Origin of the sequence: Sellimonas sp., assembly GCF_047234585.1 — a bacterium.
In the GTDB taxonomy this organism is placed as follows: Bacteria; Bacillota; Clostridia; order Lachnospirales; family Lachnospiraceae; genus Sellimonas; species Sellimonas caecigallum.
In genome coordinates this window covers 1-23,334 of sequence record NZ_JBKSWG010000006.1, presented here as the reverse complement: position 1 = coordinate 23,334, position 23,334 = coordinate 1, and the positions used below count along the sequence as shown (strand labels likewise).

General features: G+C 46.6%; 22 protein-coding genes. 2 read left to right on the top strand and 20 right to left on the bottom strand.

Features of this window, described 5'->3' with window-relative positions; all coding sequences use genetic code 11:
* Positions 1-5: 5 nt before the first annotated feature.
* The 6 genes from ACLROL_RS03620 to ACLROL_RS03595 form a co-directional block, all read right to left on the bottom strand.
* A complete protein-coding gene (locus tag ACLROL_RS03620; RefSeq protein ID WP_413067354.1) occupies positions 6-1,304 on the bottom strand; it encodes an ABC transporter substrate-binding protein in 1,299 nt (432 codons plus the stop codon).
* Positions 1,305-1,625: 321 nt separating this feature from the next.
* Positions 1,626-2,270 (bottom strand): pyroglutamyl-peptidase I, encoded by a 645-nt coding sequence (gene pcp / locus ACLROL_RS03615; protein WP_087202971.1) that lies wholly within the window; start codon positions 2,268-2,270, stop codon positions 1,626-1,628.
* 14 nt (positions 2,271-2,284) lie between these two features.
* Positions 2,285-3,274 carry a peptidase gene (locus tag ACLROL_RS03610; protein ID WP_087210127.1) on the bottom strand — a complete coding sequence of 330 codons (990 nt, stop codon included), beginning with the start codon at positions 3,272-3,274 and terminating at the stop codon, positions 2,285-2,287.
* Positions 3,275-3,303: 29 nt separating this feature from the next.
* Positions 3,304-4,251: a DUF979 domain-containing protein gene (locus ACLROL_RS03605; protein ID WP_087202973.1), complete on the bottom strand. Its 948-nt coding sequence runs from the start codon at positions 4,249-4,251 to the stop codon at positions 3,304-3,306.
* 15 nt (positions 4,252-4,266) lie between these two features.
* Complete coding sequence (locus ACLROL_RS03600) at positions 4,267-4,974, bottom strand: DUF969 domain-containing protein (RefSeq protein ID WP_087202974.1); 708 nt, start codon at positions 4,972-4,974, stop codon at positions 4,267-4,269.
* 46 nt (positions 4,975-5,020) lie between these two features.
* On the bottom strand, positions 5,021-8,278 hold the full coding sequence (locus tag ACLROL_RS03595) for a M14 family metallopeptidase (RefSeq protein WP_413067353.1): 3,258 nt from the start codon (positions 8,276-8,278) through the stop codon (positions 5,021-5,023).
* Positions 8,279-8,465: 187 nt separating this feature from the next.
* Between ACLROL_RS03595 and ACLROL_RS03590 the strand changes: the two genes are divergently transcribed.
* Positions 8,466-9,059 (top strand): TetR/AcrR family transcriptional regulator, encoded by a 594-nt coding sequence (locus ACLROL_RS03590; RefSeq protein ID WP_087203434.1) that lies wholly within the window; start codon positions 8,466-8,468, stop codon positions 9,057-9,059.
* 73 nt (positions 9,060-9,132) lie between these two features.
* Here ACLROL_RS03590 and ade read toward each other — a convergent pair whose 3' ends face one another.
* From ade to ACLROL_RS03530, 12 genes are all read right to left on the bottom strand, one after another.
* Positions 9,133-10,863, bottom strand: coding sequence for an adenine deaminase (gene ade, locus ACLROL_RS03585; RefSeq protein ID WP_413067352.1), 1,731 nt, complete (start codon positions 10,861-10,863; stop codon positions 9,133-9,135).
* Between the two features lie 167 nt (positions 10,864-11,030).
* The gene (gene atpC, locus ACLROL_RS03580; protein WP_087203432.1) at positions 11,031-11,447 is read right to left on the bottom strand and encodes an ATP synthase F1 subunit epsilon; all 417 of its coding nucleotides are present in this window, start codon (positions 11,445-11,447) and stop codon (positions 11,031-11,033) included.
* A 12-nt stretch (positions 11,448-11,459) separates the two neighbouring features.
* Positions 11,460-12,857 carry a F0F1 ATP synthase subunit beta gene (atpD, locus tag ACLROL_RS03575; RefSeq protein WP_413067351.1) on the bottom strand — a complete coding sequence of 466 codons (1,398 nt, stop codon included), beginning with the start codon at positions 12,855-12,857 and terminating at the stop codon, positions 11,460-11,462.
* Positions 12,858-12,862: 5 nt separating this feature from the next.
* Positions 12,863-13,753: an ATP synthase F1 subunit gamma gene (gene atpG / locus ACLROL_RS03570; RefSeq protein ID WP_087203430.1), complete on the bottom strand. Its 891-nt coding sequence runs from the start codon at positions 13,751-13,753 to the stop codon at positions 12,863-12,865.
* 1 nt (position 13,754) lies between these two features.
* Positions 13,755-15,266, bottom strand: coding sequence for a F0F1 ATP synthase subunit alpha (gene atpA / locus ACLROL_RS03565; protein ID WP_087203429.1), 1,512 nt, complete (start codon positions 15,264-15,266; stop codon positions 13,755-13,757).
* A 16-nt stretch (positions 15,267-15,282) separates the two neighbouring features.
* Positions 15,283-15,783: an ATP synthase F1 subunit delta gene (gene atpH / locus ACLROL_RS03560; protein WP_087210145.1), complete on the bottom strand. Its 501-nt coding sequence runs from the start codon at positions 15,781-15,783 to the stop codon at positions 15,283-15,285.
* Positions 15,767-16,267, bottom strand: coding sequence for a F0F1 ATP synthase subunit B (atpF, locus tag ACLROL_RS03555; RefSeq protein WP_221919733.1), 501 nt, complete (start codon positions 16,265-16,267; stop codon positions 15,767-15,769). Before atpF ends, atpH begins: the two co-directional genes overlap by 17 nt.
* A 21-nt stretch (positions 16,268-16,288) precedes the next feature.
* The gene (gene atpE / locus ACLROL_RS03550) at positions 16,289-16,513 is read right to left on the bottom strand and encodes an ATP synthase F0 subunit C (protein ID WP_087203426.1); all 225 of its coding nucleotides are present in this window, start codon (positions 16,511-16,513) and stop codon (positions 16,289-16,291) included.
* 33 nt (positions 16,514-16,546) lie between these two features.
* Positions 16,547-17,212: a F0F1 ATP synthase subunit A gene (locus tag ACLROL_RS03545; protein WP_221919738.1), complete on the bottom strand. Its 666-nt coding sequence runs from the start codon at positions 17,210-17,212 to the stop codon at positions 16,547-16,549.
* A 346-nt stretch (positions 17,213-17,558) separates the two neighbouring features.
* Entirely contained in the window at positions 17,559-18,905 is a 1,347-nt protein-coding gene (locus ACLROL_RS03540) for a glucose-6-phosphate isomerase (protein ID WP_413067350.1), read from the bottom strand.
* Between the two features lie 76 nt (positions 18,906-18,981).
* Positions 18,982-19,854: a hypothetical protein gene (locus tag ACLROL_RS03535; RefSeq protein ID WP_413067349.1), complete on the bottom strand. Its 873-nt coding sequence runs from the start codon at positions 19,852-19,854 to the stop codon at positions 18,982-18,984.
* A gap of 139 nt (positions 19,855-19,993) precedes the next feature.
* Positions 19,994-20,686, bottom strand: a complete 693-nt coding sequence (locus ACLROL_RS03530) for a 5'-methylthioadenosine/adenosylhomocysteine nucleosidase (protein WP_413067348.1) — start codon at positions 20,684-20,686, stop codon at positions 19,994-19,996.
* A gap of 314 nt (positions 20,687-21,000) precedes the next feature.
* Between ACLROL_RS03530 and ACLROL_RS03525 the strand changes: the two genes are divergently transcribed.
* The gene (locus ACLROL_RS03525; protein WP_413067347.1) at positions 21,001-21,252 is read left to right on the top strand and encodes a TIGR03905 family TSCPD domain-containing protein; all 252 of its coding nucleotides are present in this window, start codon (positions 21,001-21,003) and stop codon (positions 21,250-21,252) included.
* 381 nt (positions 21,253-21,633) lie between these two features.
* On the opposite strand, the gene ACLROL_RS03520 is transcribed toward ACLROL_RS03525, so the two are convergent.
* Positions 21,634-22,080 (bottom strand): DUF6147 family protein, encoded by a 447-nt coding sequence (locus ACLROL_RS03520; RefSeq protein WP_413067346.1) that lies wholly within the window; start codon positions 22,078-22,080, stop codon positions 21,634-21,636.
* Between the two features lie 56 nt (positions 22,081-22,136).
* On the bottom strand, positions 22,137-23,123 hold the full coding sequence (locus ACLROL_RS03515) for a DUF4367 domain-containing protein (protein ID WP_413067345.1): 987 nt from the start codon (positions 23,121-23,123) through the stop codon (positions 22,137-22,139).
* Positions 23,124-23,334: the final 211 nt, after the last annotated feature.

Here is a 23,334-nt window from a genome sequence, read left to right as displayed (position 1 = left end):
ATTGCTTAATTGGCAACTACAGATTCAATCTGTGTCTGATATTCTTCCAATGTCTTATCTATATCAGCGCCACCCAAAATTGCCTGAACAACTTCTGTCATCAGATCTTCGATTTCGTATGTGTTCTCTCCGTAGTTGACAGTCGGAACCTCGTTTGTCCATGCTGCAAAATCTTTGAAAATTTCCTGTCCGCCGTAGAATTCCACGCCTTTGCTGTAGTTTTCAGCAGAGCTTGCTGCTTTCAGTGTACTAACAAGATTGATATCTGTTGCAAGCTGATTCATCAGATCTACATTGGATGCAAATGTTTCTTTCAGGAAATCTTTTGCAAGATCTTCGTTTCCTACATTTTTAAGGACATACCATCCGCCGCCGCCGATGGATGATGCATTGACGGAATCTGCATTTTCTGCCATTTTCGGGAACGGAACGATCGCCCATTTTCCGCTCTGGTCTTCCGCGCCAAGAACAGATGGGGAAATCCAGCATCCTGTCGGAACAGTTGCAACATCTCCGCTGTTAAATGCTCCTACAAACTGATCCCAGTCGGAAACAGTCTCTGTGATTCCTGCATCCACAAGTTTTTTGTATGTATTGATAGCATCTTTTAATCCCTGGTTGCCGGCGATATTTACCTTGCCGTCTTCATCTGTATACCATGTTCCTGCGCTCTGCATCATCATACGGATCTGTCCGATATCGCTCGGATCCAATGTGAGCATCGCTTTTCCTGTCTTTTCTTTTACTGCTTTTCCGATCTCAATGTATTTGTCCCATGTCAGATTCTGCATGTCTTCCTTTGTGTATCCGGCCTGTTCTATATAATCCGTTCTGTAGAAGACTGCCGCTACACCGCTGTCAAACGGAATTCCATACATTTTTCCGTCTTTCTGGTTAACCCCTGTCTTGTATGCTGCAAAATCTTCCGGTTTTGCGATGTCGGAAAGATCTGCGAATTCATCTTCATACGCGTTCAGGTATCCCTGAATTCTGTAATCTTCGATCAGTACGATGTCCGGAAGACCGTCATAGGACTGAGAAGAAAGACTTGTATTCAGCTTCGCTACGATGTCATCCTGTGCCATTGTCACTACTTCGATCTCTGCATCGGAGTGATCTTCTTTGTACATATCAGCCGCCACGTTTGCAGCCTTGATATTGAACGCTTCATCCCAAGCCCAGATCGTCAGTTTGTTGTCGTCCTTCTTGCTTTCCTTTTTGGAATCATCTGAACTTCCGCAGGCTGCAAGTCCCAATGTCATCACACTTGCCAGCAATAATGCCAGAACTCTTTTCTTTTTCATGTTTCTCCTCCTTGATTTCTCACTTATCTTGATGGTTCTACTTTAACATTTTTCCATCTTTTTTTAGTAGGATAATTTTCGCGGGAGTTTTCACTTATTTTTGATTTGTACTTTTTTCTTTTTGATTCATTTGAACTTTCTTCTGAAATTTATACTTTTTTCCTGTCATCTGTCCAGCTCCATTGTACTAGTTCTAAACAGCCGGGGCGCCGATGGTTCCATTTGTATATTTTACACAAGATAAAGGCAGAAGCCTTACCCTTCAAAGGATAAATCTTCTGCCTTTTTATCAACGATTCGTCTGTAAGCCGCGCCGTCCGTCTAGTGTGTCTCGCCCATTGCTTTTGCCACATCAGTCTCGTTTGTCACTGCCGCCTCGATTCCGTATTCAAGACCTTTTGCGATCATTTCCAATGACATAAACGGTGTTCCGTTCGGTTTTTCCACAACCTGTCCGCCCTCAAACGGCACGTGGATAAATCCGGCACGGATGCCATTGTATTTTTTATCGATGAGATACAGCACGTTGTACATGATGCTGTTGCATACGTATGTTCCGGCTGTGTAGGAGATGTGTGCCGGGATTCCATGGTTTCTCATATTTTCTACCATAGCTTTTACCGGGATCGTTGCGAAATACGCTGTTTCTCCGTCTTCTCTGAGCGGCTGGTCAAACGGCTGCTCTCCGTCGTTGTCCGGAATTCTTGCTTCTGCCAGGTTGATGGCCACTTTTTCCACTGTCATGCAGGAACGTCCGCCTGCCTGTCCGACATTGATAACAATATCCGGCTGATGCTCTTTGATGGCCTCTTCTACCACAACTGCACTTCTTGTAAATACGGTCGGGATCTCGAGTTTGATGATCTCAGCCCCTGCGATCGTATCCGGGAGAAGCTTCACTGCTTCAAAAGCCGGATTCACTTTTTCTCCTCCAAATGGATCAAATCCTGTTATTAATACTTTCATATTCTGCACCTCTCTTAATATACATTTGGTTCCGGCAAAATAATCTTTCCTTCCTGCATGATCATCCGGTTATCCGTATAAATATCCGGATCCATACAGACAAGATCAAAATGCCCTTTTGCATTCTGCACTCCTCCAAGTGCGATATTGCGCCCGACACCGATATGGAACGTCCCATAAGCCGACTCATCTTCGATATAGCAGTTCCCGAGACATTTGGAGTAAGAATTCAATCCGATCCCCAGCTCTCCGCCGATATAGATCCGGCTGTCCCGGTATCCTTCCATATACTCTTTGAGCCGTATTCCGGTAGGAGTGTTCTCTATCTCAACGATCCTGCCTTTCCGGAATTCAATCCGGGTCGGTTCTTTGGCCCGTCCGATATATCCAAGGGATCCATCCAGCACCATGATCCCTTCTGTCTTTGTCTCCTCGATCGGTACGTAGACCTCGATACTGGCGGATGAATAGCCTTTTCCATCTTTAAGGACTCCATTGAAAAATCCCGGTTTTCGTCCTCTTTTTTCCATCTGCAGATCCGTGCCCGCAGCTGTCGTCACACGGATTTTGCTGGAATTTTTCAGATATTTCATGATTACTTTCGCCATCAGCCGGCTCTTCTTTGTATCCATCATGAGGAAATCATATTCCAGCATGGACCGTCCGTCATTTGTGGAAAGGGGAAGCGAAAGAAATTTCTTCTTCTTCTGGATAGCCTTTTTGGCTGCCTTTGTCGTTACAAGAGAATACTCGGTGGCCGCGATAATGGCAGTATAAGGGTCAAAAATATCCTCATTCTCATCAAAGAAGACGCCTACATGTCTGCCCTTATTTTCCACGATCAAAGTATTTACCGAATACGCATGGCCGAAAGCCTGCTTCCTCAGTTCTCTCGCCTCGTTCAAATGCTCTTTGCTTGTCACAATGAGAAGCCTGTCCCACGGTTTTATCCTGACCCATTCCCGGATGATGATCTTTGCTCCCCGTTCCATTTTCTGTGCCATATTGTCCGTCCTTCTGTACGTACCCGCTTTTACTTAAAGATGATCATATAGCAGATCTGTACTACAAGCATGATACCGGCAACAACAACCTGATTTTTGATTACACCCCAGCGATCCTTCATATTCAGGATAGCCACCGGTACGATGTTGAAGTTGGCTGCCATCGGTGTGCACAGTGTACCACAGTAACCGCATGTCAGCGCCAGCATTCCGACAACGATCGGATCTGCTCCGTATGCCAGGACGAAAGGTCCTCCGATTCCGACTGTCATGACCGTGATAGCCGCGAATGCATTTCCCATAACCATTGTAAACAATGCCATACCGATAGCAAAGACTATGATCCCTACGTTGACATTTCCTTTCGGAACGACATTTTCCACAAGACCTGCAATCACTTCTCCTACTCCAGCCGCAGTGAAAACACCGCCCAGGGCGCCCAGAAGCTGAGGCAGCATACAAAGAGGTCCCATCATGGAAAGAAATCTTTCGGAGTCATTGAGAAATACAGCCGGCTTATTGTCTGAAGAGTATGCTCTCAGGATGATCATGGAGATGATGACGCCGACTGTGACTCCCACCATGGAACTGATATTTGTAAACAACGCAAACAGCAAAGAGCAGATTGCAACTGTCAGCGCCGGGATAAAGATCTTCATCCCTATTTTGCTGTATTGTTTCTGTGTATATTCCTTCGTCGGTCCACTTTCTTTTCCGGATTTTACGCGCTTAAGGATCGGCGGGATACACATGATAATGACAAGAAGTCCGGATACTTTCGCCGGAAGCCATGTACCAAACGCACACACGATACCAAAAGAGCACCAGAAAATAGCCGTCCCGTATCTTGCCGGATTCTCTTTATCGAGAAGATTTTTGATCCCTGCATATATTGTGATCAATCCGATGATGACCCATACTGCTTCCAGCAGATTGTTTCCAAGGGTCGCACTGATCTGTATAAATTTCAAATCCATTCTGTCGTCCTCCCTCTATTTCTTGTTGCCTTTTGCCGGCTTGGATCCGGCGGATCCATAATATTTCTTAACAAGTTTTCTGTCTCTCAGGATAAAGTAAACACTTGCCACTACAAGGGCGATAAGAGCAATCGGAATTTCTGCTGCAGCCAATTCCACAAGCTCTACTTCATACCCAAGTGACGCCAGTGTCGTCTGTACAAGGATTCCTCCTGATCCTCCTACAAACAGTACCTGGAAGAAGAACCATGTGATATTTTCCATAGCGGAAGACATCCCTTTTACATCTTCCATGTGCTGTTCATCCGGCTCATTTCCGGAGTTTTTGATCGCACCTTCTGCCATCGGAAGAAGTACCGGACGTACAAATCCTGCGACCCCTCCGAATCCTACGTTAAATGCACCGAAGAATCCTCTCAGGATACCGTAAGCGCATACCAGCTTTCCTGCTGTGGCGCCTTTTACTTTGCGCATAAGAGCGGCCGCCGCTTCTCTCAGGCCGTTTCGTTCCAATACTCCTGTTACAAGAAGAATCATAATAAAGATCGCCATCGATCGATTCGCTACGAAGGTAGTTCCCAGTGTTTCCAGAAGGCCATCGATACCGAGGCCTCCTACCAACGCGGTAGAAATTATCGCGAGAAAGATGATGAGAATCGAATCGAGTTTGAGCGCAAATCCCACGATAACGATCAAAACTCCGATTAATTTTAAAAGTTCCATAGATTTTCCTCCTTTGGATAATATAAATTTATTTTTCAGCCTGATACTACCGTATGATCATCGGGCGTCTCCTTTTGTATCTGGCTAAAGTCCTTCCTCCCATACAGTCGAAACTGCATTCTGTCGGCGTCTTTGCACACATCAGCATCCGAAGCGTCGCCTCATCGTGAGCCACATGTGCTCTGGCGCAAAGGTTCAGGTAATCTCCCTGTGCCGTCTCGTCCGCCACCTCACTGGTGTAGGACACCGTCGTGATCCAAGGGAATCGGATAGACGGATATTTGTGTCCCGGATCCGCTTTGTATGGGATCCAGTAGTTGATCATATTTTTATAATAATCTGCCGGGAAAAGTTTTGGCATCCAGGCATGGGCGTATTTTTCAAACTGTTTGCTCCATTCTTTATTGAGCGCCGTCATCTCCCCGTCTTTTGCGATCTCATCGGCGATCACGTCTTCCATCTCTTTGTTGACCGGATAGTTATCTTTGTACGCTTCGTCTGTTACGTACCAGAAGTATCCATAAAGAAGCGATCTCGGAAGCCAGAATCCCTTGTAAGACGGAGACGTATAGCCGGAAAACTGCTGCTCCCACTCATGGCTTGGCACTCCGTGGTTATCCACGATCATATCCGGCACATACCGTTCATACAGCCGGCTAAGTCCCATGGCCTCGCTGTGGATCGTGTCTTTCCGGAAGTGATCGGAGAAAAATTCCTTCCCGAGGGAATTAAACCGCGCTACATGGAATTTCCAGAACGGATGCTCTTTCTGCAGCTCGTAATGGATAGCCGCCCCATCCACATTTTCCATCGGCACAAGGATGAGATTCAGCTTTTCCGGAAGTTCTTTATATTCTTCTTTTGTAAGCAGCTTCCTAAGAAGGATGAAAGACGCGTTCGTGCTTGACACTTCATTGGCATGATGTCTTGCATTGATTATCTCGCTCGGATGCAGTGTAAGCCGCTTCGTCATTGAGATATATCCTTCTTTGTCCGGTCGGATCCAGATGGCATAAAGTTCTCTTCCTGTATAGGAACGAGCCGTCCGAAATACTTCGATACCCGGCACTTCCTTCAGTTCCTCGATGATGGAACGGTACATGTCGTAACCGATCAGCTCTTTTTCGTGCAGATCGATATCCTCGATCCGCTTCTCCTTGGAACACTTCTTCTTTCCCCGGATGCTCGACTCATACTTGCTGCCGTTTTCGGAAACAAAGACGATCTTTCCTGTATAGGTAAGCTCTTCAGAAAGATGCAAGATTCCCTTTTGGAGAAGGTTGGCATAAGAAGCAAGCAGTGCGTCTGCCACGCAGCCAGTCTGTATTTCTACCAGCGGCCTGCTGTCTTCCCATGCAATTCTCGTGATCCATGCAGAAACTTCGCCCCGTTCTCTTTGACCGCAGAGGATTTCATCATTGCGGACAATACAAGGTTTCTCCGTAAGTTTTTCCGAAAGCACAACGCGAAATACGGGCGGGCCTTCTTTTTTGTGGATAGCCGGAAGGATAAGCCCCGGTGCGTCCAGCATAACATTGATATTCTGTACCCCGTAGTTCTTAAAATAATCGCTGCCTGCAAAGTACATATCTTCATGCAGTGCGTCCAGAGAAGAAATCAAGTCTTCCCTGCATCCAACCCGGTAGTCCGGTTCGCTTACCGTCACATCCAGAAGAAGTTCCTGGAAAAACGGCTGCAGGTCCTCGGTTATCTTTCCGTCATATTTTTCTTCTATATATTTTCTGCAGTCTGGAAGGACTTCCGCCTGATACGTATCCCAGATTTCCTCCAGGTCTGTCCGAACTCTGCGGGAAAGGCTCTCCTCCCCATTGATGGAGACAGTAATATATCCTGTGGAAGGATGTACCTTTCCCATCTGCGGATACTCGTCCATATATGGCCGCTCTGAATACCAAGCCCGGTAGGTCTCTTCAAGGCAAATCTCATCTCCACAGTACACTTTGCAGCGGTAGGTAATATCCTCCTCCCCTTCGTACGGAAGGAAGACAACATCATCCCTCGAAAGGCCAAGCTCCCTCACGAGCACATCCTCGATAGGATACAGCTCCTGCAAGTAACGGATCGGCAGATCGTACCATTTGTCCGGATTGTCTGCCTTTAGGTTGTGGTACGATGGTGTAGCTCCATTTTCGTCCAGCCACTCTTTCTGTCCTTTTGGCAGAAACGGCTTAAAGAAGATTTCAATCTTATCCGGTTTCGAGCTGCGCACAGACGGGATGATCTTTTCATCCAGCCAGGAAAATCCCTGCTTATATGCACAAAAGATGTCAAGATTTTCCGTCTCTGCTCCTTTTTCCTTTACTTTTTCTTGTATTTTTGCCTTCAGTTTCTCCCGGACTTCCAAGTCTTCACTTACCGCTCCCTGAATCCGGATCCGATCCCCGTTTCTAAGTTTCGGATAAAGTTCTTCCTCCAGGATTCTTTCGAATGTTTCTACTTCCCAAGGAAGTGTGTATGTCTTTTCGTATACCTGCCTGCCCGCTTTATAATTCTCAAAGACTGCCCGTGGGAAACCGCTTTTCTGCTGTTCTGTGATCTCAGGCGATCCATATACAGTAAATGTATTTTCCTCATCCTCTTCCCCGCAGGCATCCAACGCTGCAAGCTGTCCGTCCGCTCCGCGCAAAATAAAATCATCCGTCATATTCATCAGGACATCCCGCCAATTTTGGAATCCCGCTACTGAAGGGAAATGTTCACAGATATAGGCCGTAAAATCCAGAAGTTCCTGTCCCTGTCCACGTACAATGACTCTTACTGCCTTCTCAGACTCTTCCAAGACCATCTCTGTCTTTGCCGCGTTCTCAAACACAAAGGCATTTCCCTTGTATCCTTCTTCTGCCACAATATCTCCCTCATATCCGGTCGTCTCCATGCCGAGCCGAAAAGCGATATTGCACGCTGAAGCTACAAGAAAATGATCCGCGTTATCCGGCAGAACAAGCTTCACATCTAGTTTGTCCGGCAGAAAGTCAAAGTCCTCGTCTTTCAAAAACGGCCCTTTGCTGAATATGTACTCCAACCCCGTTTGTTCCCGAAACTCCAGATCAAACATCGGCTCCGGATTGCCTTTCGCCTGCAAATACCCCTCCGGTGCGCCTTTTTCCGACAGCGCCCACAGCTCTTGCAGCTCGTCTTCATTCTGTGGTGACAAAATGCCTCCCTCAGTACATGTGACGGGAAAAACAGCCGCTTCTGTCTGGAATCCAAGCAAACGGGCCGCTTCGACGGCATATCTCATTTCCTCTTTTCCCATGTTCTCTTTGATTTGCAATTTTTCCATATCTGCTCCTCTTGAAATGCTGAAATTCGGATACTAAAATCCGTACTGCATTCCTATTTTTCTAAAGTTTATCACGCTGAAATTTTACTGTCAAGAAGAGTGACAACTTTATAACAAAAAAGAGTTGTACATTTCTGCCTGTTTCCGCTATAATATTTAGTAATAATATACAAATCGAGGGAAAGTTATGGCTTACTATAAGAAAAAAGAGACAAGTGCTCGCACAAAAATACTAGATGCTTCCTGGAAACTTTTTCTGGATCAGGGCTATGCAAACACGACTATCAATCAGATTATTGAAGAGTCCGGTACTTCCCGAGGGGCTTTTTACCATCATTTCCGCGGGAAAGAGGAACTCCTCTTCCAGCTTGCGTCCCACTATGACAGCACATACGAAGACTGGCTGGATAATGTACCGTCGGATATTTCCCCGGATCAAAAGCTTCTGCGTTTCAGCCAATATGTTATGAAAGGACTGGAGACGTCCCGCTTTGTGACCCTCCTGCCTTGCCTTTACGGCCTGGAAGTCATGACCGAATATGGACGTCCTATCATCAACCCGGATCGAAAATATTATCAGATCGTCCTGTCGATCATCAAAGAGGGGCTGGAGTCCGGCTGTTTCCAGAGCGAGCTCTCGCCCAACGAGCTGACAGAATACTATACCATTCTTGAGAGAGGACTTACATACGACTGGCTTTTAAAGCAGCGCCGTTATTCTCTGTCCCAGTATGCCGAACGGATCATATCCGCCTTCGTGGCACGGATCACAAAAAGATAGAAACTGCCATATTGATGCAAAAAATCGCCCCAGTTGCTAAGCAAAAGGGGCGATTTAATTTTAGATGTTATCATTATGCTTCCACCGGTATAAAGGAAAATGCATTCACATCAAAGAGTCCCATATCCGTCAGTTTCAGTTCCGGTATCACAGGGAGTGACATAAAGCAAAGTGTCATTACCGGCTCCACTTCCCCACAGATTCCAAGCTCCGTATAAGCTTTCTCATGAATCGCGGTCAGCTTTTCATCTACCCACTCTCCGCTTCGGTCACTCATAAGTCCTGCAATCGGCATCGGCATACTCTCGATCACTTTCCCTTCCTTCACAAGCACGATTCCTCCATCCTGAGCGATCAGACTACGGACAGCATATTCCATCTCCTCATCATTGACTCCAACTGCAATGATATTGTGGGAATCGTGGGCGATGGAAAGAGCGACTGCCCCTTCTTTTATCCCGTACCCTTTCAGGAATCCGCAGGCTACGTTTCCAGTTCCCTGGTGTCTTTCTACCACGGCCACCTTCACGATGTCTTCGTCTGGATTCCACACGAATTCTCCCTCTTGGTCGAGAGTGATCTTTGCCGTCGTCTTTTTCGTCACAACCCCGCCCGGAAGGATTTCGATGACATGTACATGGTCCGAAGAAAGATGCATCTTCAGTTTTTCCCTGCTGAAATCTTTGACAACCACACTTCTTTTTACCGAAGCGATATCGTGTCTGTGTACTTCCGGCAAATACTTCCCTTCCTGGGCCGTGAGTTCCCCATCGATCCAGACTCTGTCCACGCGGAATTCTTTCAGGTCATCCAAAAGGACGATGTCCGCACGGTATCCCGGAGCGATGGCACCTCTGTCGTAAAGCCGGAAGCATTCAGCCGCATTGAGGGTGGCCATCCGGATGGCACTTACCGGATCGAGCCCTTCTTCCACACAGATCTTCAGATGATTGTCCAAGTGTCCTTCCTGAAGGATTGTCTTTGGCTGGCGGTCATCTGAACAGAGAAGACATCTTCTTTCGTTCTCCCGCGTGACTCCTTTGAGCAGCGTCCGAAGATTGTGGCAGGCTGATCCTTGGCGCAGCAGAATATACATCCCCCGTTCCAGACGTTCTTTCATCTCTTCTACTGTGGAGCATTCATGATCTGCCAGGATTCGCGCGGAAGCATAGGCATTCAGCTCCTTCCCAGTGATTCCAGGTCCATGTCCGTCGATGATCTTTCCGACCCGCTTTGCTGTCAAAATCTTCTCAAGCACGGCGTCGTCCGCCTGGATCACCCCCGGAAAATTCATGAATTCCCCGAGTCCCAGTATTTCGTCCCTGCGGATCGGCTCTTCCATTTCCGGCGCGCCGATGACTGCCCCCGCATGTTCGAACGGTGTGGCCGGCACACAGGACGGAAGGACATATTTGATGTCAAGTTTCGTTCCTTCTGCCGCTTCCATCATGTAGTCCAACCCTTTGATTCCGCATACGTTGACAATCTCATGTGGATCTGCGATGATAGTCGTCGCCCCATGCGGCACAAGAAGGCGGCCGATCTCTTCCGGACTTACATAGGAAGATTCAATGTGGATATGGCTGTCTATAAATCCAGGAACCGCATAGCGGCCTTGGGCATCTACCGTTTCTTTGCCTTCATACTCCCCGATCCCTGCGATCTGTCCTCCGCAGAGGGCAATATCCCCCTCAGTGATCGTACCTGAGAATACATTTACAATCTTACAGTTTTTTATGACAACATCCGCCGGGATCCTTCCCGCCGCCGTGTCGATCAGTTTTTTCAGCTCTTCTTTCTTCATACTGTTTTCCTTTCTTCCTATTTATTGTTACCTTATGATCCATATATTTCCGGCCGCATTTCTCTTTTTCTCAGCCACCTTTTTCTTCTCTCAGTGTAACACACTCATTTGCTGCACACAATAAAAGTGCATCCTCAAATTGAAGATGCACCTTTTGTATCTTAATATTATATATCTCTTCTGTGTGTTACTCTCAGTCGTGACATCGCTCTTGCAAGCGCCATCTGGTTGGCATTGTACTCCTGGAGGCTCTTTTTCTGACGGAGCTGTTCTTCCGCTCTCTCCCTTGCCTCCTCTGCTCGCCGGATATCGATCTCCTCCGGTCGCTCTACCGTAAGTGCGAACACTTTCACACGATTGTTAAGCACTTCCACAAATCCGGCGCTTACCGCCACGTCTACCTCCAGACCTTCCGCGTCCGTAAATCTCATCTCGCCTGGTATGATCGCAGCGATCATATCTTCGTGATGAGGAAGGATCTGCATCTCGCCGTCGTCCACAGGGATCGTGATGCTTTTCCCTCTTCCTGTATAAAACTGACGGTCGCTGGCGTAGATTTCCAGTCCAAATGTACTCTGGCCCATATACGCACCCCTTTACTGTTCTGCCGCTTCGGCTTTCGCTTTCTCAATGACGTCCTCGATCGTTCCGACATTGAAAAATGCATTTTCCGGGTATTCGTCCATCTCGCCGTCCACGATCATCTTAAATCCACGGATCGTCTCTTTCAGCGGAACATACTTTCCTGGAATCCCTGTGAAATTCTCCGCCACATGGAATGGCTGAGATAAGAATTTCTGGATCTTTCTTGCACGGTACACAATATTCTTATCTTCTTCGGAAAGCTCTTCCATACCGAGGATCGCGATGATATCCTGCAGTTCTTTATATTTCTGGAGGATTTCCTGTACTTTTCGTGCCACCTCATAGTGCTCTTCGCCTACCACGTCGGCCTCGAGGATACGGGAGCTGGATTCCAACGGATCCACAGCCGGGTAGATCCCCTGTTCCACAATCTTTCTGGAAAGGACCGTCTGTGCATCCAGATGAGCGAATGTTGTGGCCGGAGCCGGGTCGGTCAGGTCGTCGGCCGGCACGTAGACTGCCTGCACGGATGTGACAGATCCATTCTTCGTGGAAGCGATCCTCTCCTGAAGTGCCCCCATCTCTGTAGCCAGTGTCGGCTGATATCCAACCGCGGACGGCATACGTCCAAGAAGCGCGGACACCTCAGATCCTGCCTGCACGAAACGGAAAATATTGTCGATAAAAAGAAGCACGTCCTGATGCTCTTTATCGCGGAAATATTCCGCCATCGTAAGTCCAGTCTCAGCCACACGCATACGTGATCCAGGCGGCTCATTCATCTGCCCAAACACAAGGGCTGTCTTATTCAATACTCCAGACTCTTTCATCTCTGTCCAGAGGTCATTTCCTTCACGGGAACGCTCTCCTACACCGGTAAAGATGGAATATCCACCGTGTTCTGTGGCAATATTCTGGATCAACTCCTGGATCAGCACCGTTTTTCCAACACCGGCGCCGCCAAAAAGACCGATCTTTCCACCCTTTGCGTACGGAGCCAGAAGGTCGATGACCTTGATTCCGGTCTCCAGTATCTCCACTACCGGGCTCTGCTCTTCGAAGGTCGGCGGATCTCTGTGAATCTCCCAGTGTTCCTCGCCTTCCAGTGATTCGCCGTTGTCCACTGTCTCTCCGAGGACGTTGAACAGACGGCCAAGCGTCTTATCTCCTACCGGAACTTTGATGCCTGCTCCGGTAGCGACAACTTCCATATCACGGTAGAGGCCTTCGCTGGCGGAAAGCATGATACAGCGGACCGTATCATTTCCTATATGCTGTGATACTTCCATCACACACTTTTTCCCATTATTTTCCACAACTAAAGCATCTTTGATTTTTGGAAGTTCCCCGTTTTCAAATATTACATCTACAACAGGTCCCATGACCTGTACAATCTTTCCTTTATTCATCGTCATCACTTCCTTTTTTGTGCTTTCGCACCGCTGATTACTTCCGTGATCTCCTGTGTGATGGCAGCCTGCCTTGCACGGTTGTACTGAATCGACAACTCACGGAGCATTTCTTTCGCGTTGTCTGTCGAAGACTGCATCGCTGTCATTCTCGCATTATTCTCACTGGCATAAGACTCTACCAGACATCCGTAAATATAGCCTGTTACATAGTTTGGCACGATCTGATCCAGGACAGCCTCCGTGGACGGCACCATCCGGATAACCTCCTGCTGCACGTCCACCGGTATTTTCATATTGGAAAACTGTGACTTTTTCAACGGAAGGATCTGCACGCGCTTCGTCTCCATAGAGATCGCGCTGACCATTTCCGTAAAAATGATATCCACCTCGTCAAGGTGCCCGTTCACAAACTCTTCTACCATCTCCCTGGCAATGACCCTTGCCCGGTGCATCGTCGGTTTCTGGACGGTATAATGGAACTGCTCATCCATATCGACGTTCTTTTTTCGGAAATACTGCTGTCCCACGATTCCCAGCACATACAGCTTCGGATGTCCCTTTGCGTTGATGATGCCATCTTCCGTCATCTTGATGACATTGTGATTGTAGGCTCCTGCAAGTCCTTTGTCCGCCGTCACGACGATACAGCCGATCTTTCGCTCTTCTTCCGGGATCTGCGGCCTCGTATCAAAAAAGACATGTTCCACATCCGGCATATGGCGGAGGATACGTGAGATCGTACTCTGCAGATTGTAGAAATACGGCTCTGTATCTGCAAGCACTCTCTTCGCACGTTTCATCTTGGAGGAAGAAATCATATACATCGCATTTGTGATCTTCATTGTATCCCGAATGCTTTTCATTCGTGCCTGTATTTCTTTTGCACTTGCCATACTAACACCTGCTCTTATCTCTGAATTCTTCTGCCGCTTTCAAAATCTTTTCTGTAAGCTCCTCTGTGAGGACTTTCTTCTCTTCGATCTCTCGTCCGATCTCCGGATAAACACTGTCAAAATACTCGAGAATCTCTTTCTGGTATTTCTTTATTTCCTTGAGCGGGATGCCGACCATCTTCTTGTTGGTCGCCACACACAAGGTAATAACCTGCTCATGCAGGGACAACGGGCTGCACAGCGGCTGTTTGAGAAGTTCCATCAGACAGCTTCCGTATTCAAGCTGTGCCTTTGTAGACTCGTCAAGGTCTGATGAGAACTGGGTAAACACCTGCATTTCCCTGTACTGTGCCAGATCGATACGGATGCTTCCGGATGCTTTTTTCATTGCCTTAGTCTGTGCTGCACCGCCGACACGGGATACGGAAAGCCCTACATTGACAGCCGGGCGCATACCGGAGAAGAACAAATCGCTCTCCAGGAAAATCTGTCCGTCTGTAATGGAAATGACATTGGTCGGAATATAAGCGGATACATCCCCTGCCTGCGTCTCAATGATCGGAAGCGCTGTGATAGAACCTCCTCCTGCCTCGTCGCTCAGACGGCTGGAACGCTCCAGAAGTCTGGAATGCAGATAGAATACGTCCCCCGGATATGCCTCACGTCCAGGCGGTCTCTCCAGAAGAAGGGAAAGAGCACGGTAAGCTACCGCATGCTTGGACAGGTCGTCATAGACGATCAGGACATCTTTTCCTCTATACATAAAATATTCGGCAAGGGCTGTTCCCGCATACGGCACAATGTACTGAAGCGGCGCACAGTCGCTTGCTGTCGCTGAAAATACTGTTGTATACTCTAAAGCTCCATATTTGTCAAGAGTGGAAACCAGTTTCGCCACAGTAGACGCCTTCTGTCCGATAGCTACATAGATACAGATGACATCTTTTCCTTTCTGGTTCAAAATCGTATCGATGGCAATGGAAGTCTTTCCTGTCTGCCGGTCCCCGATAATCAGCTCACGCTGTCCGCGCCCGATCGGGAACATGGAGTCGATTGAAAGGATTCCTGTCTCCATAGGAACACTGACAGACTTTCTGTCCACAATGGACGGCGCCGGATATTCCACCGGTCTGTATTCATCGCACGGTATTTCCCCTTTGCCGTCGATCGGCGCGCCCAGGGCATTCACAACACGGCCGATAAAGCCTTCTCCTGCCGGTACGCCAGCGCTTTTTCCGGTACGGAATACTTTCGTCCCTTCCTTGATCTCCCGGTCGTCGCCAAAAAGGATACATCCGATACTGTTCTGACGGATATCCTGGACCATCCCTTTGAGCCCATTTTCGAATGTCACGATCTCGCCGTATGCTGCGTGATCGATACCATAGATATTTGCGATACCGTCCCCAACGCTTACGACCGTCCCGACTTCTTTATCTTTGCTGATTTCGTCATAATTTTGAATTTCTTCTTTCAAAATGGAGATTATTTCGTCTGAATTGATCGTACTCAATTACGTCACCTCCGCATTAATGTTTTAAAGCCTGGGATAAAGACTGGAAACGTCCGCGAAGACTCCAGTCGAATTCCCTGTTTTCTGCCTGAAGGATAAATCCTCCGATGAGGCTTTTATCCTCTTTCATGGAAAGCTCTGCACTTTTCACGTGGTATGTCTTACAGAGGAACGCTTTGATCTTTTCCTCCTGCTCCTTGGTCGGTGCTGTCACGTAGATCAGATTTGCCCTCAGCACTCCTCTCGCCTTTCTTTCGGCATCATGGTACGCCTCAAAAATATCCAGAAGAATGTCGGCCTTCTGATTCCTGCAGACTACTTTCAAAAAATTAGCGGTTCCCTTCGGGAACACGCGATCTATGATCTTTTCTTTTACCCGGAAAGAAACGATTGGGTTCGCAAGACTTTCGCGAAGCTCCTTTACTTCTTCCAGGATATCCTCTGTCGTTTTTATGGATTCCGCATCCACGTTCAGTTCATATAATGCTTTCGCATAATTTCTAGCTGTTTGTGTCATCGGAATCACCTGCTTCTTCTAAAAATCGGTCATAAAGTGCCAAATCTTTCTCGCTGCTGTTCTTATCTCCCATAATTTTAGAAGCCGCTGCAAGGGCAATGTCTGCAACCTGTGCTTTCATCTCCTGCATTGCCTGTTCACGCTCAAGCTCGACTGTCTTTCTTGCCTTCTCGACGATCTGGACTGCCTCTGTATTTGCATTCTGCACGATGGCATCTGCCTGGAGCGCCGCTTCTGTCCTGGCCCTCTCAACGATCTGGCCGGACTCCTCTTTCGCCTGGGACAGAGCCTGTTCATACTGCGTCCTCAGCTGATAGGCGGACTTTTTCTGCTCCTCGGCATCCTGAAGCTGCCCTTTTATGATCTCTTCGCGTTTATCCATGATCTTCTGAATCGGCTTAAATAAGAAATGCTGCAGCAAAAAATACAGAACAAGCAGATTTATGATCGTCCCGATGATCGTAATCGGACTTAATGTCAGCATCTGCCTCTACCTGCCTTTCTGTTAGCCTAATAAGATAATGATCAGCAAACCGATAACAAAACCGTAGATCGCTGTTGCCTCGGCAAGGGCACATCCCAAAAGCAGTGTACTTCTGATTTTTCCTTCTGCCTCCGGCTGTCTTGCGATGGACTCAGCAGCCTTTCCTGTAGCAAGTCCGATTCCAATACCTGCTCCAATACCTGTGAAAACAGCAATTGCTGCTCCGATTGCGATTAATGATGTCATAGTTTGTTTCCTCCTTCTTGTTTCGAATAATGTTTACTCAACCGCTTCGTTGATAAATAGTGATGTCAAAAATACAAACACATATGCCTGAATGAATCCGTCAAAAAAATCAAAATATAGATTGAACGGTATAGGAAGCAAAATCGGACAAATGATCTCGATCAGCTTCATTACCACATAGGAACCCAGCACATTTCCAAAAAGCCGCATACACAGCGATAATGGCCGGATGAATATCTCCAGAATATTGATGGGCAGCATCACGGCAACCGGCTGGGCAAATGCTTTGATCCACCCTTTCGTCCCTTTGTGCCTGATTCCTGCGTACTCTATGAGGAAAATACTCATCAGCGAAAGCGCGATCGTCACGCCCATATCCTTCGTTGGCGGGACAAAACCGAATACTCCCATGATATTGGCAAGTCCGATGTAAAGGATAACCGTGATCATATAAGGAATATAGCGCGCTCCGTGTTCCCCTAACAGGTTGTAAAAGAAATTGCGGAAAAATAAATACCCGGACTCAAGTGCAAGCTGCTTTTTCCCCGGATTTTCTACCTTCAGGTTCCGCACTAAAATCATGGAAAGCAATACGAGAACTGCCATAACGATCCATGTCACGACGACGGATTCGTAGATCGGAAGTCCTTTTCCGACCGGTATCGTGAACACGACTTTACAGTTCAGTTCTTCTGTCAGCTTCTCTGCTAAATTACCCGTCTCGCTCCCTCCTTTTCTCTTATTTTCATTTCCAGCTTACTTTACTCCTCGGTACTTGAAAAGTCAATATTCGTTTTCACAATCTTCCTATAAAAAAGCATATTTTTTTGTGAATATTTACTATAAAATCCGTCAGGTTTTCTACATATTTTTTTATAAGTTCCTATACAGAATAAAGTGGTAAGCCTACCTAAAATCCCGTTTTTGCGCGTGTGCATCCCGCCCGTATGGCTTTTTATTACGCAGGGAGTACAGAGGATTTTCCTAAGGAAAAAACAGGGCCGTGCATTCTGCACAGCCCTGCTGCTCGATCAATATCTTTGATTTATAATCTCTTCATCAGTTCTTCGCGCTCTTTTTCATATCCCGGTTTTCCAAGAAGTGCAAACATATTTTTCTTATATGCTTCCACACCTGGCTGGTTGAACGGATTGACGCCCAAAATGTATCCGCTTACACCACAGGCAAATTCGAAGAAGTAGAACAGTTCTCCGAGATAAAATTCGCTCTGCTCCGGAATGTTTATCATCAGGTTTGGCACATTTCCGTCTGTATGCGCAAGCACTGTACCGTTCATGGCGCTCTTGTTTACAAAGTCAACTGTCTGTCCTGCAAGATAGTTCAGTCCGTCCAGATCCACCGGTTCCTCTCCGATGATGACTTCTTCTCTTGATTTCTCCACGTTCATGACAGTCTCAAACATGATACGGCTTCCGTCCTGGATGAACTGTCCCATAGAATGAAGGTCTGTCGTAAGATCTACAGATGCCGGGAAGATACCCTTCTGGTCTTTTCCTTCGCTTTCCCCGTAGAGCTGTTTCCACCATTCGGAAACATAGTGAAGACTTGGTTCGTAGTTTGCCAGCACTTCCACTGCTTTTCCTTTTGTATGGAGAATATTTCTCACTGCCGCATATTTGAGAGCATCGTTTTCTTCGAATGCAAGTTCCATGGCAGCCTTTCTTCCGGATGCAGCGCCTTCCATCAGCTTTGTGATGTCCGCACCGCTGGCTGCGATCGGCAGAAGACCGACTGCTGTCAGTACGGAGAAACGGCCTCCCACATCATCCGGAACTACGAAGGATTCATACCCTTCTTCCGTAGCCAGGTTTTTCAGTGCTCCTCTTGCTTTGTCTGTTGTAGCGTAGATTCTCTTTGCAGCCTCTTCTTTACCATATTTCTTTTCCAGCATTTCTTTGAAAATGCGGAATGCGATCGCAGGTTCTGTCGTCGTACCAGATTTGGAAATAATATTTACAGAGAAATCTCTGTCTCCGATCACATCGATCAAATCTTTCAGGTATGTACTGCTGATACTGTTTCCCACATAATAGATTTCCGGTGCTTTGCGGATTTCCTTGGAAACCATGTTGTAAAAGCTGTGTCTTAAAAATTCGATCGCAGCTCTTGCTCCGAGGTAAGATCCTCCGATCCCGATTACGAGAAGGACATCCGAGTCTCCCTGGATCTTCTCTGCCGCTTTCTGAATGCGGGCAAATTCTTCTTTATCATAATCCACCGGAAGATCGATCCATCCGAGGAAGTCATTTCCTGCCCCTGTTCGTGCCAGCAGCTTGTCCTTCGCCGCCAGTACAATGTCTTTCATAGACTCCATTTCATGATCTTTGATGAACGGAGCTGCTTTTGAATAGTCGAACGTTACCTTTGCCATCGTTATCATTCCTTTCTATTTTTCCAGTTTCTGCTGGATTTCTCTGGTTACATTCTAGCAAAAGGCACTCTATTAATCAAGCTAAAAACTCCGCAAGGATCTCTCTGATCATCTGTTCGTCTCTCTTTTTTTCCTCCGACTGCTTTGTTTTTTCCTGCTTCTTTTCTTCCTCTTTCATAAGACTGATCAGTTCCGATTCGACTTCTTCTTTCTGTGTTTCTTTTTGTACTTCTTTTTGACGTCCCTTCTGCTGCTTTTTTGTGTACTTCATTTTCGGATGTTCCTGCACAGTTTCTTCGAGCACAATCTCAGGCTGCGGATCAGCAAAAATTTCTTCCTTCGGCAGCTCTTCTTCCACTGCCTCTTTCACTGCCTGCAGCTCTTCTCCCACACTCTTTTCCTCTGCTGTCTCCTGCTCCTGTCGCTGATTGATCCTTTCATACCTGCGGGCATATGTATTTTCCAGGAAATCAACCATGTAATTTTTCGCTGCTTCCAGCTGATACCCTTCATCCGTGACCATTCTCAGGGCAAACAGCAGCACCGCCCCCGCAGCTCCTGCGACGGCATACTGGCCGATAGTCTCAAGGCCAGCATTCTCAAAATATCCTCTGGCAGCTCCAATACCGCCGATAATGAGGCTAGCCCATGCCGATGCTTTCTCGATCTGCCGCCAACTGTGGAGCTTTATCCCCAGCACCTTGTACTCAAACATATATTTATCCACAAAAGCCCGTACATTCTGCACCTTGTCACTTATCATACACGTGTGTTCAAACTTTGCTCTCACAAGTTTCATCAGCGGATGCAGACTTTTTCCCATCCTGCCTGCTTCCCGTACAAGTCTTCGGAGTGTAAACTGTACGATCAGTTTGCTGAACACTCCAAGAATACACATTACTCCGATGACATAAAATAAAATGCCATACTCCCACACTGCGTTTACCATAAAAAGAGCCTCCTCCGTTTTCATTGATACGTTCAGTATAACTGAAATTCACGGAAAAAGGCTCCCTAACCGTTCTACATCTTTTTTATCCCAAGCTCAGAATCAGCCACATTTTGCCGATTTTCCACGCCTGTCCTCCCTACATCTCAGCCGCCAATGCACAGACAAGCCTTACACTGTGGCGGATTGCGAGCTCTTCGAAAGCCGGATAATCCATCTCCGCACTGTTGTCAGCTTTGTCCGAAATGGCCCGAATGATGACGCACGAAATTTTGTTCAGATAAGCAGTGTGGGCAATCGCTGCACCTTCCATTTCCGTACACTTGGCCCCAAAAAGAGCAATCAACCTCTCCTTTACCTGGCTGGATGCCACAAACTGGTCCCCGCTCACGATACGCCCGGTCCATGTATGAATGTCCGGATTGATTCTCTCGTTGACCTCTTTTGCAAGTTTTACAAGCTTCTCATCCGCCGGGAAAGAAAACGTATCCATCTGAGGAATCTGTCCCACCGGATCTCCGAAAGCAGACGCATCCATATCATGCTCTACCGCATCAGTAGAAATGACCATATCTCCGATATCAATCTGCGCATCCAGAGAGCCTGCGATTCCTGTATTGATCAACGTATCCACATGAAAGCGGTCAATCAGGATCTGTGCGCACACTGCCGCGTTAACCTTGCCGATCCCGCTCCTGACGACGACCACATCTTTGCCCTCCAGCTTCCCACGATAAAAGGACATGGACGCTGCTTCACTTACTTCTTCTATCTCCATTCTTCTTTTTAACTCCGCAACTTCTTCTTCCATTGCACCAATGATTCCTAACATGCTTCTCTCCTGCCTTTCTCTTCCCTGTTTGTTTTTTGCTTTTCTCTTTCCTGTTTATTGTATCAAGCTGTCACGCGCAAAGCCAGAACAAAATGAAAATTTTCCGCCTTTCCCTCTATAAGAAATGCTATAAATGTTATAAGAAAAAGCTATGGGAATCTGCGCAAAAATATGGATTTCCCGTCTTCTGTCTGCTATACTTTTCGCGGAAGGAAGCCAACACACGAGACTTTCGGAACGATCCGCGAATCTCATGAAATACCGTTCTTCCAACTCAAACACTACTCAAAGAAACAAGAAACGGAGGAATCAATATGCAGTACAGGCCAACCGGAGTATGCTCCAGGCTCATTGAATTTACACTTGATGACAACAACTGTATCCACGATGTCCAGTTTACCGGCGGATGCAACGGAAATCTGAAAGGCATCTCAAGTCTTGTGGAAAGCATGAATGCTCAGGAAGCTCTCCAGCGTCTATCCGGAATTACATGCGGCATAAAAAACACATCCTGCCCGGATCAGCTTGCAAAAGCGATTCAGGCAAGTCTTGCATCCGCGCAATAATAAAAAAACGGCAGGTTTCTTTTTCCACTGAAACCTGCCGTTTTCTTCTCTATTCTTACTTTCCTCTATCTTCCCCTTTTCCCAAAGAGACTCTATGATATAGGAAACAAAATGTTCCCTATATCATGAAAACCGACCGACGAATGCCGGGTAAGAAATGAACGGAAGAGCTATTGCAGCCACTGTTCCACATAGGAAGTTCTGCTTTCTACATTACAGAATTCCGGGTTGCTTGCTTAAGGATTAAAGGATAATGTGATACCAAAAAAGACTCCCGACTTTTTTATGTATGCTTGTATGTGGAACAGTGCCCGCAATAACTCTCCCGCTATCCAATAAGGATCATAACTTCAAGTCTAAATAAGATAGTGGGGATAGTTATTAAACGTATAAGCCACCTGTTGCTGAACTGCTGACATCCGAATTCGCGTAGTGCACGCTCTTTACCCGGTAGTAATAGCCCTTTGGAACGGAGAGCGTCTTGCTGGTCGTCACGGAGATAGTATCGTGTTTTGTGACAGTCCAGGATGTATATTGTTCCCATGTTCCGTTCACTTTTCTTTCTACATTTACATTGATGCTGACCGTGTCAACAACTTTTTGTGCCCTTGTAGTTCCGCCTACCGTGATTTTTCCAGCGCCAGGTTGGCTGATTTTAGACGATCCACTCTGGAGGTAAATTCCTCTTGTCTGAATATCGGTGTATCCAACTTCCTCCTGGAGCTCTTCAGCCGCTTTTACCTTCTGCCCCGATACACTGAGGCTAAGACCCAAAATCAATGTCATGGCAAGTAAGAAGGATACCATCTTTTCTACTTTTTTTCTCATGTTCTCATCTCCTTATATTATATAGACGCACGACCTTCGAAAATCTTTCGCTTTTTTTAAAAAAAATGTAAATTCTCCAAAATTTTTTCAAATTCCGCTTTTTCTATTACCCCAATCAGGATGTATTCGACATCTTCATATTGAAATTTCGCGGAATACTCCATCTGCCCTGACTCTTCTATCCGATATTCCGTAACCTGAATTTTTATATCGTTTACCTCCTTTTCATATTCCTCCACGATTGGATCTTCCACATCATATCCGTAGGAAAAATTTTGAAACGGTGGAATAATACTGTAGGATATGACTTGCCCTTGGTATTCATAATAAATATCTGCCGACAAAAGAGATTTATCTATCGTAGAATCAACCATTTTCATTTTTGGCGGCTTGTAATCCATCCTTACCGCATCAAATCCGAACTCGTCTTTTATCTTCTGATACACTTTTTCTTCATCAATTTCTTCCTGTTTTGTTACCTTCTTGTCATCAGAACTCTGGCTCGTAATATTTGTACTTTGTCTTCCACCTAACAGACGATTCACTCTTTCCGCCACATACCCTTTATCGCCAAATGTGGTCACGCCGACTCCCAGAGCTGCCACAAGTGCAGCGGCAAGCCCCACCATCGTCTTCCGTCTCCATCTGCGTACTTTCCGCTTTGATTTTGTTGAATCGGAACTTCCGGTTTCTGTGTTGAGCGCAGTCTCTGTAAACTCTTCCGCCCCGACGGCTGCGGGCAACTCGTGATCCAAATCCGGTACAAGTTCTTCCGCAAATTCTTCTGTCTCTTTTTCTTCCCGGCGCAGCTGCAGCTCTCTCCCCAGCATCAATGCTTCCTGATCCGCCTTGGACAGATTTGCAAAAGTTTCCTTTTCCTTCTGAAGTTCCTGTGCTTTCTCCATAATTCTGTCTTCGAAATCGTCCGGTACCTCTATATCGTCGAGGCTCTCGTCTTTTTCGATTTTATTTTTTATTTTTTCTGCTTCTTTTTCCATTTCCCTCGTCACGAGTTCTTTTAAAAATATATCGTCATTCTTCATTTTTGTCCCCTTTTTCTACGTTTTGATTGCTGTTACTTGACCTTTGATTCAATTGTGTTTAATATGATACCAAGGTCACAACCATTTTGGTATTGCCTGCGTATCCTCTTGGAGCGCATACCAGAGGCAAATGTATTTTGCCCCTGGCATCATATAAATAACTAAGACTTCCCATACCTTAAATGGGCTTCGCACCTTGAAAATTCAATAT

Bases quoted from the DNA above. Each gene is read 5' to 3' on its own strand.
- ACLROL_RS03620 (WP_413067354.1), bottom strand. From the start codon at position 1,304: ATGAAAAAGAAAAGAGTTCTGGCATTATTGCTGGCAAGTGTGATGACA.
- pcp (WP_087202971.1), bottom strand. From the start codon at position 2,270: ATGAAAGTATTAATAACAGGATTTGATCCATTTGGAGGAGAAAAAGTG.
- ACLROL_RS03610 (WP_087210127.1), bottom strand. From the start codon at position 3,274: ATGGCACAGAAAATGGAACGGGGAGCAAAGATCATCATCCGGGAATGG.
- ACLROL_RS03605 (WP_087202973.1), bottom strand. From the start codon at position 4,251: ATGGATTTGAAATTTATACAGATCAGTGCGACCCTTGGAAACAATCTG.
- ACLROL_RS03600 (WP_087202974.1), bottom strand. From the start codon at position 4,974: ATGGAACTTTTAAAATTAATCGGAGTTTTGATCGTTATCGTGGGATTT.
- ACLROL_RS03595 (WP_413067353.1), bottom strand. From the start codon at position 8,278: ATGGAAAAATTGCAAATCAAAGAGAACATGGGAAAAGAGGAAATGAGA.
- ACLROL_RS03590 (WP_087203434.1), top strand. From the start codon at position 8,466: ATGGCTTACTATAAGAAAAAAGAGACAAGTGCTCGCACAAAAATACTA.
- ade (WP_413067352.1), bottom strand. From the start codon at position 10,863: ATGAAGAAAGAAGAGCTGAAAAAACTGATCGACACGGCGGCGGGAAGG.
- atpC (WP_087203432.1), bottom strand. From the start codon at position 11,447: ATGGGCCAGAGTACATTTGGACTGGAAATCTACGCCAGCGACCGTCAG.
- atpD (WP_413067351.1), bottom strand. From the start codon at position 12,857: ATGAATAAAGGAAAGATTGTACAGGTCATGGGACCTGTTGTAGATGTA.
- atpG (WP_087203430.1), bottom strand. From the start codon at position 13,753: ATGGCAAGTGCAAAAGAAATACAGGCACGAATGAAAAGCATTCGGGAT.
- atpH (WP_087210145.1), bottom strand. From the start codon at position 15,783: ATGACACAAACAGCTAGAAATTATGCGAAAGCATTATATGAACTGAAC.
- atpF (WP_221919733.1), bottom strand. From the start codon at position 16,267: ATGCTGACATTAAGTCCGATTACGATCATCGGGACGATCATAAATCTG.
- atpE (WP_087203426.1), bottom strand. From the start codon at position 16,513: ATGACATCATTAATCGCAATCGGAGCAGCAATTGCTGTTTTCACAGGT.
- ACLROL_RS03540 (WP_413067350.1), bottom strand. From the start codon at position 18,905: ATGGCAAAGGTAACGTTCGACTATTCAAAAGCAGCTCCGTTCATCAAA.
- ACLROL_RS03535 (WP_413067349.1), bottom strand. From the start codon at position 19,854: ATGGTAAACGCAGTGTGGGAGTATGGCATTTTATTTTATGTCATCGGA.
- ACLROL_RS03530 (WP_413067348.1), bottom strand. From the start codon at position 20,686: ATGTTAGGAATCATTGGTGCAATGGAAGAAGAAGTTGCGGAGTTAAAA.
- ACLROL_RS03525 (WP_413067347.1), top strand. From the start codon at position 21,001: ATGCAGTACAGGCCAACCGGAGTATGCTCCAGGCTCATTGAATTTACA.
- ACLROL_RS03520 (WP_413067346.1), bottom strand. From the start codon at position 22,080: ATGAGAAAAAAAGTAGAAAAGATGGTATCCTTCTTACTTGCCATGACA.
- ACLROL_RS03515 (WP_413067345.1), bottom strand. From the start codon at position 23,123: ATGAAGAATGACGATATATTTTTAAAAGAACTCGTGACGAGGGAAATG.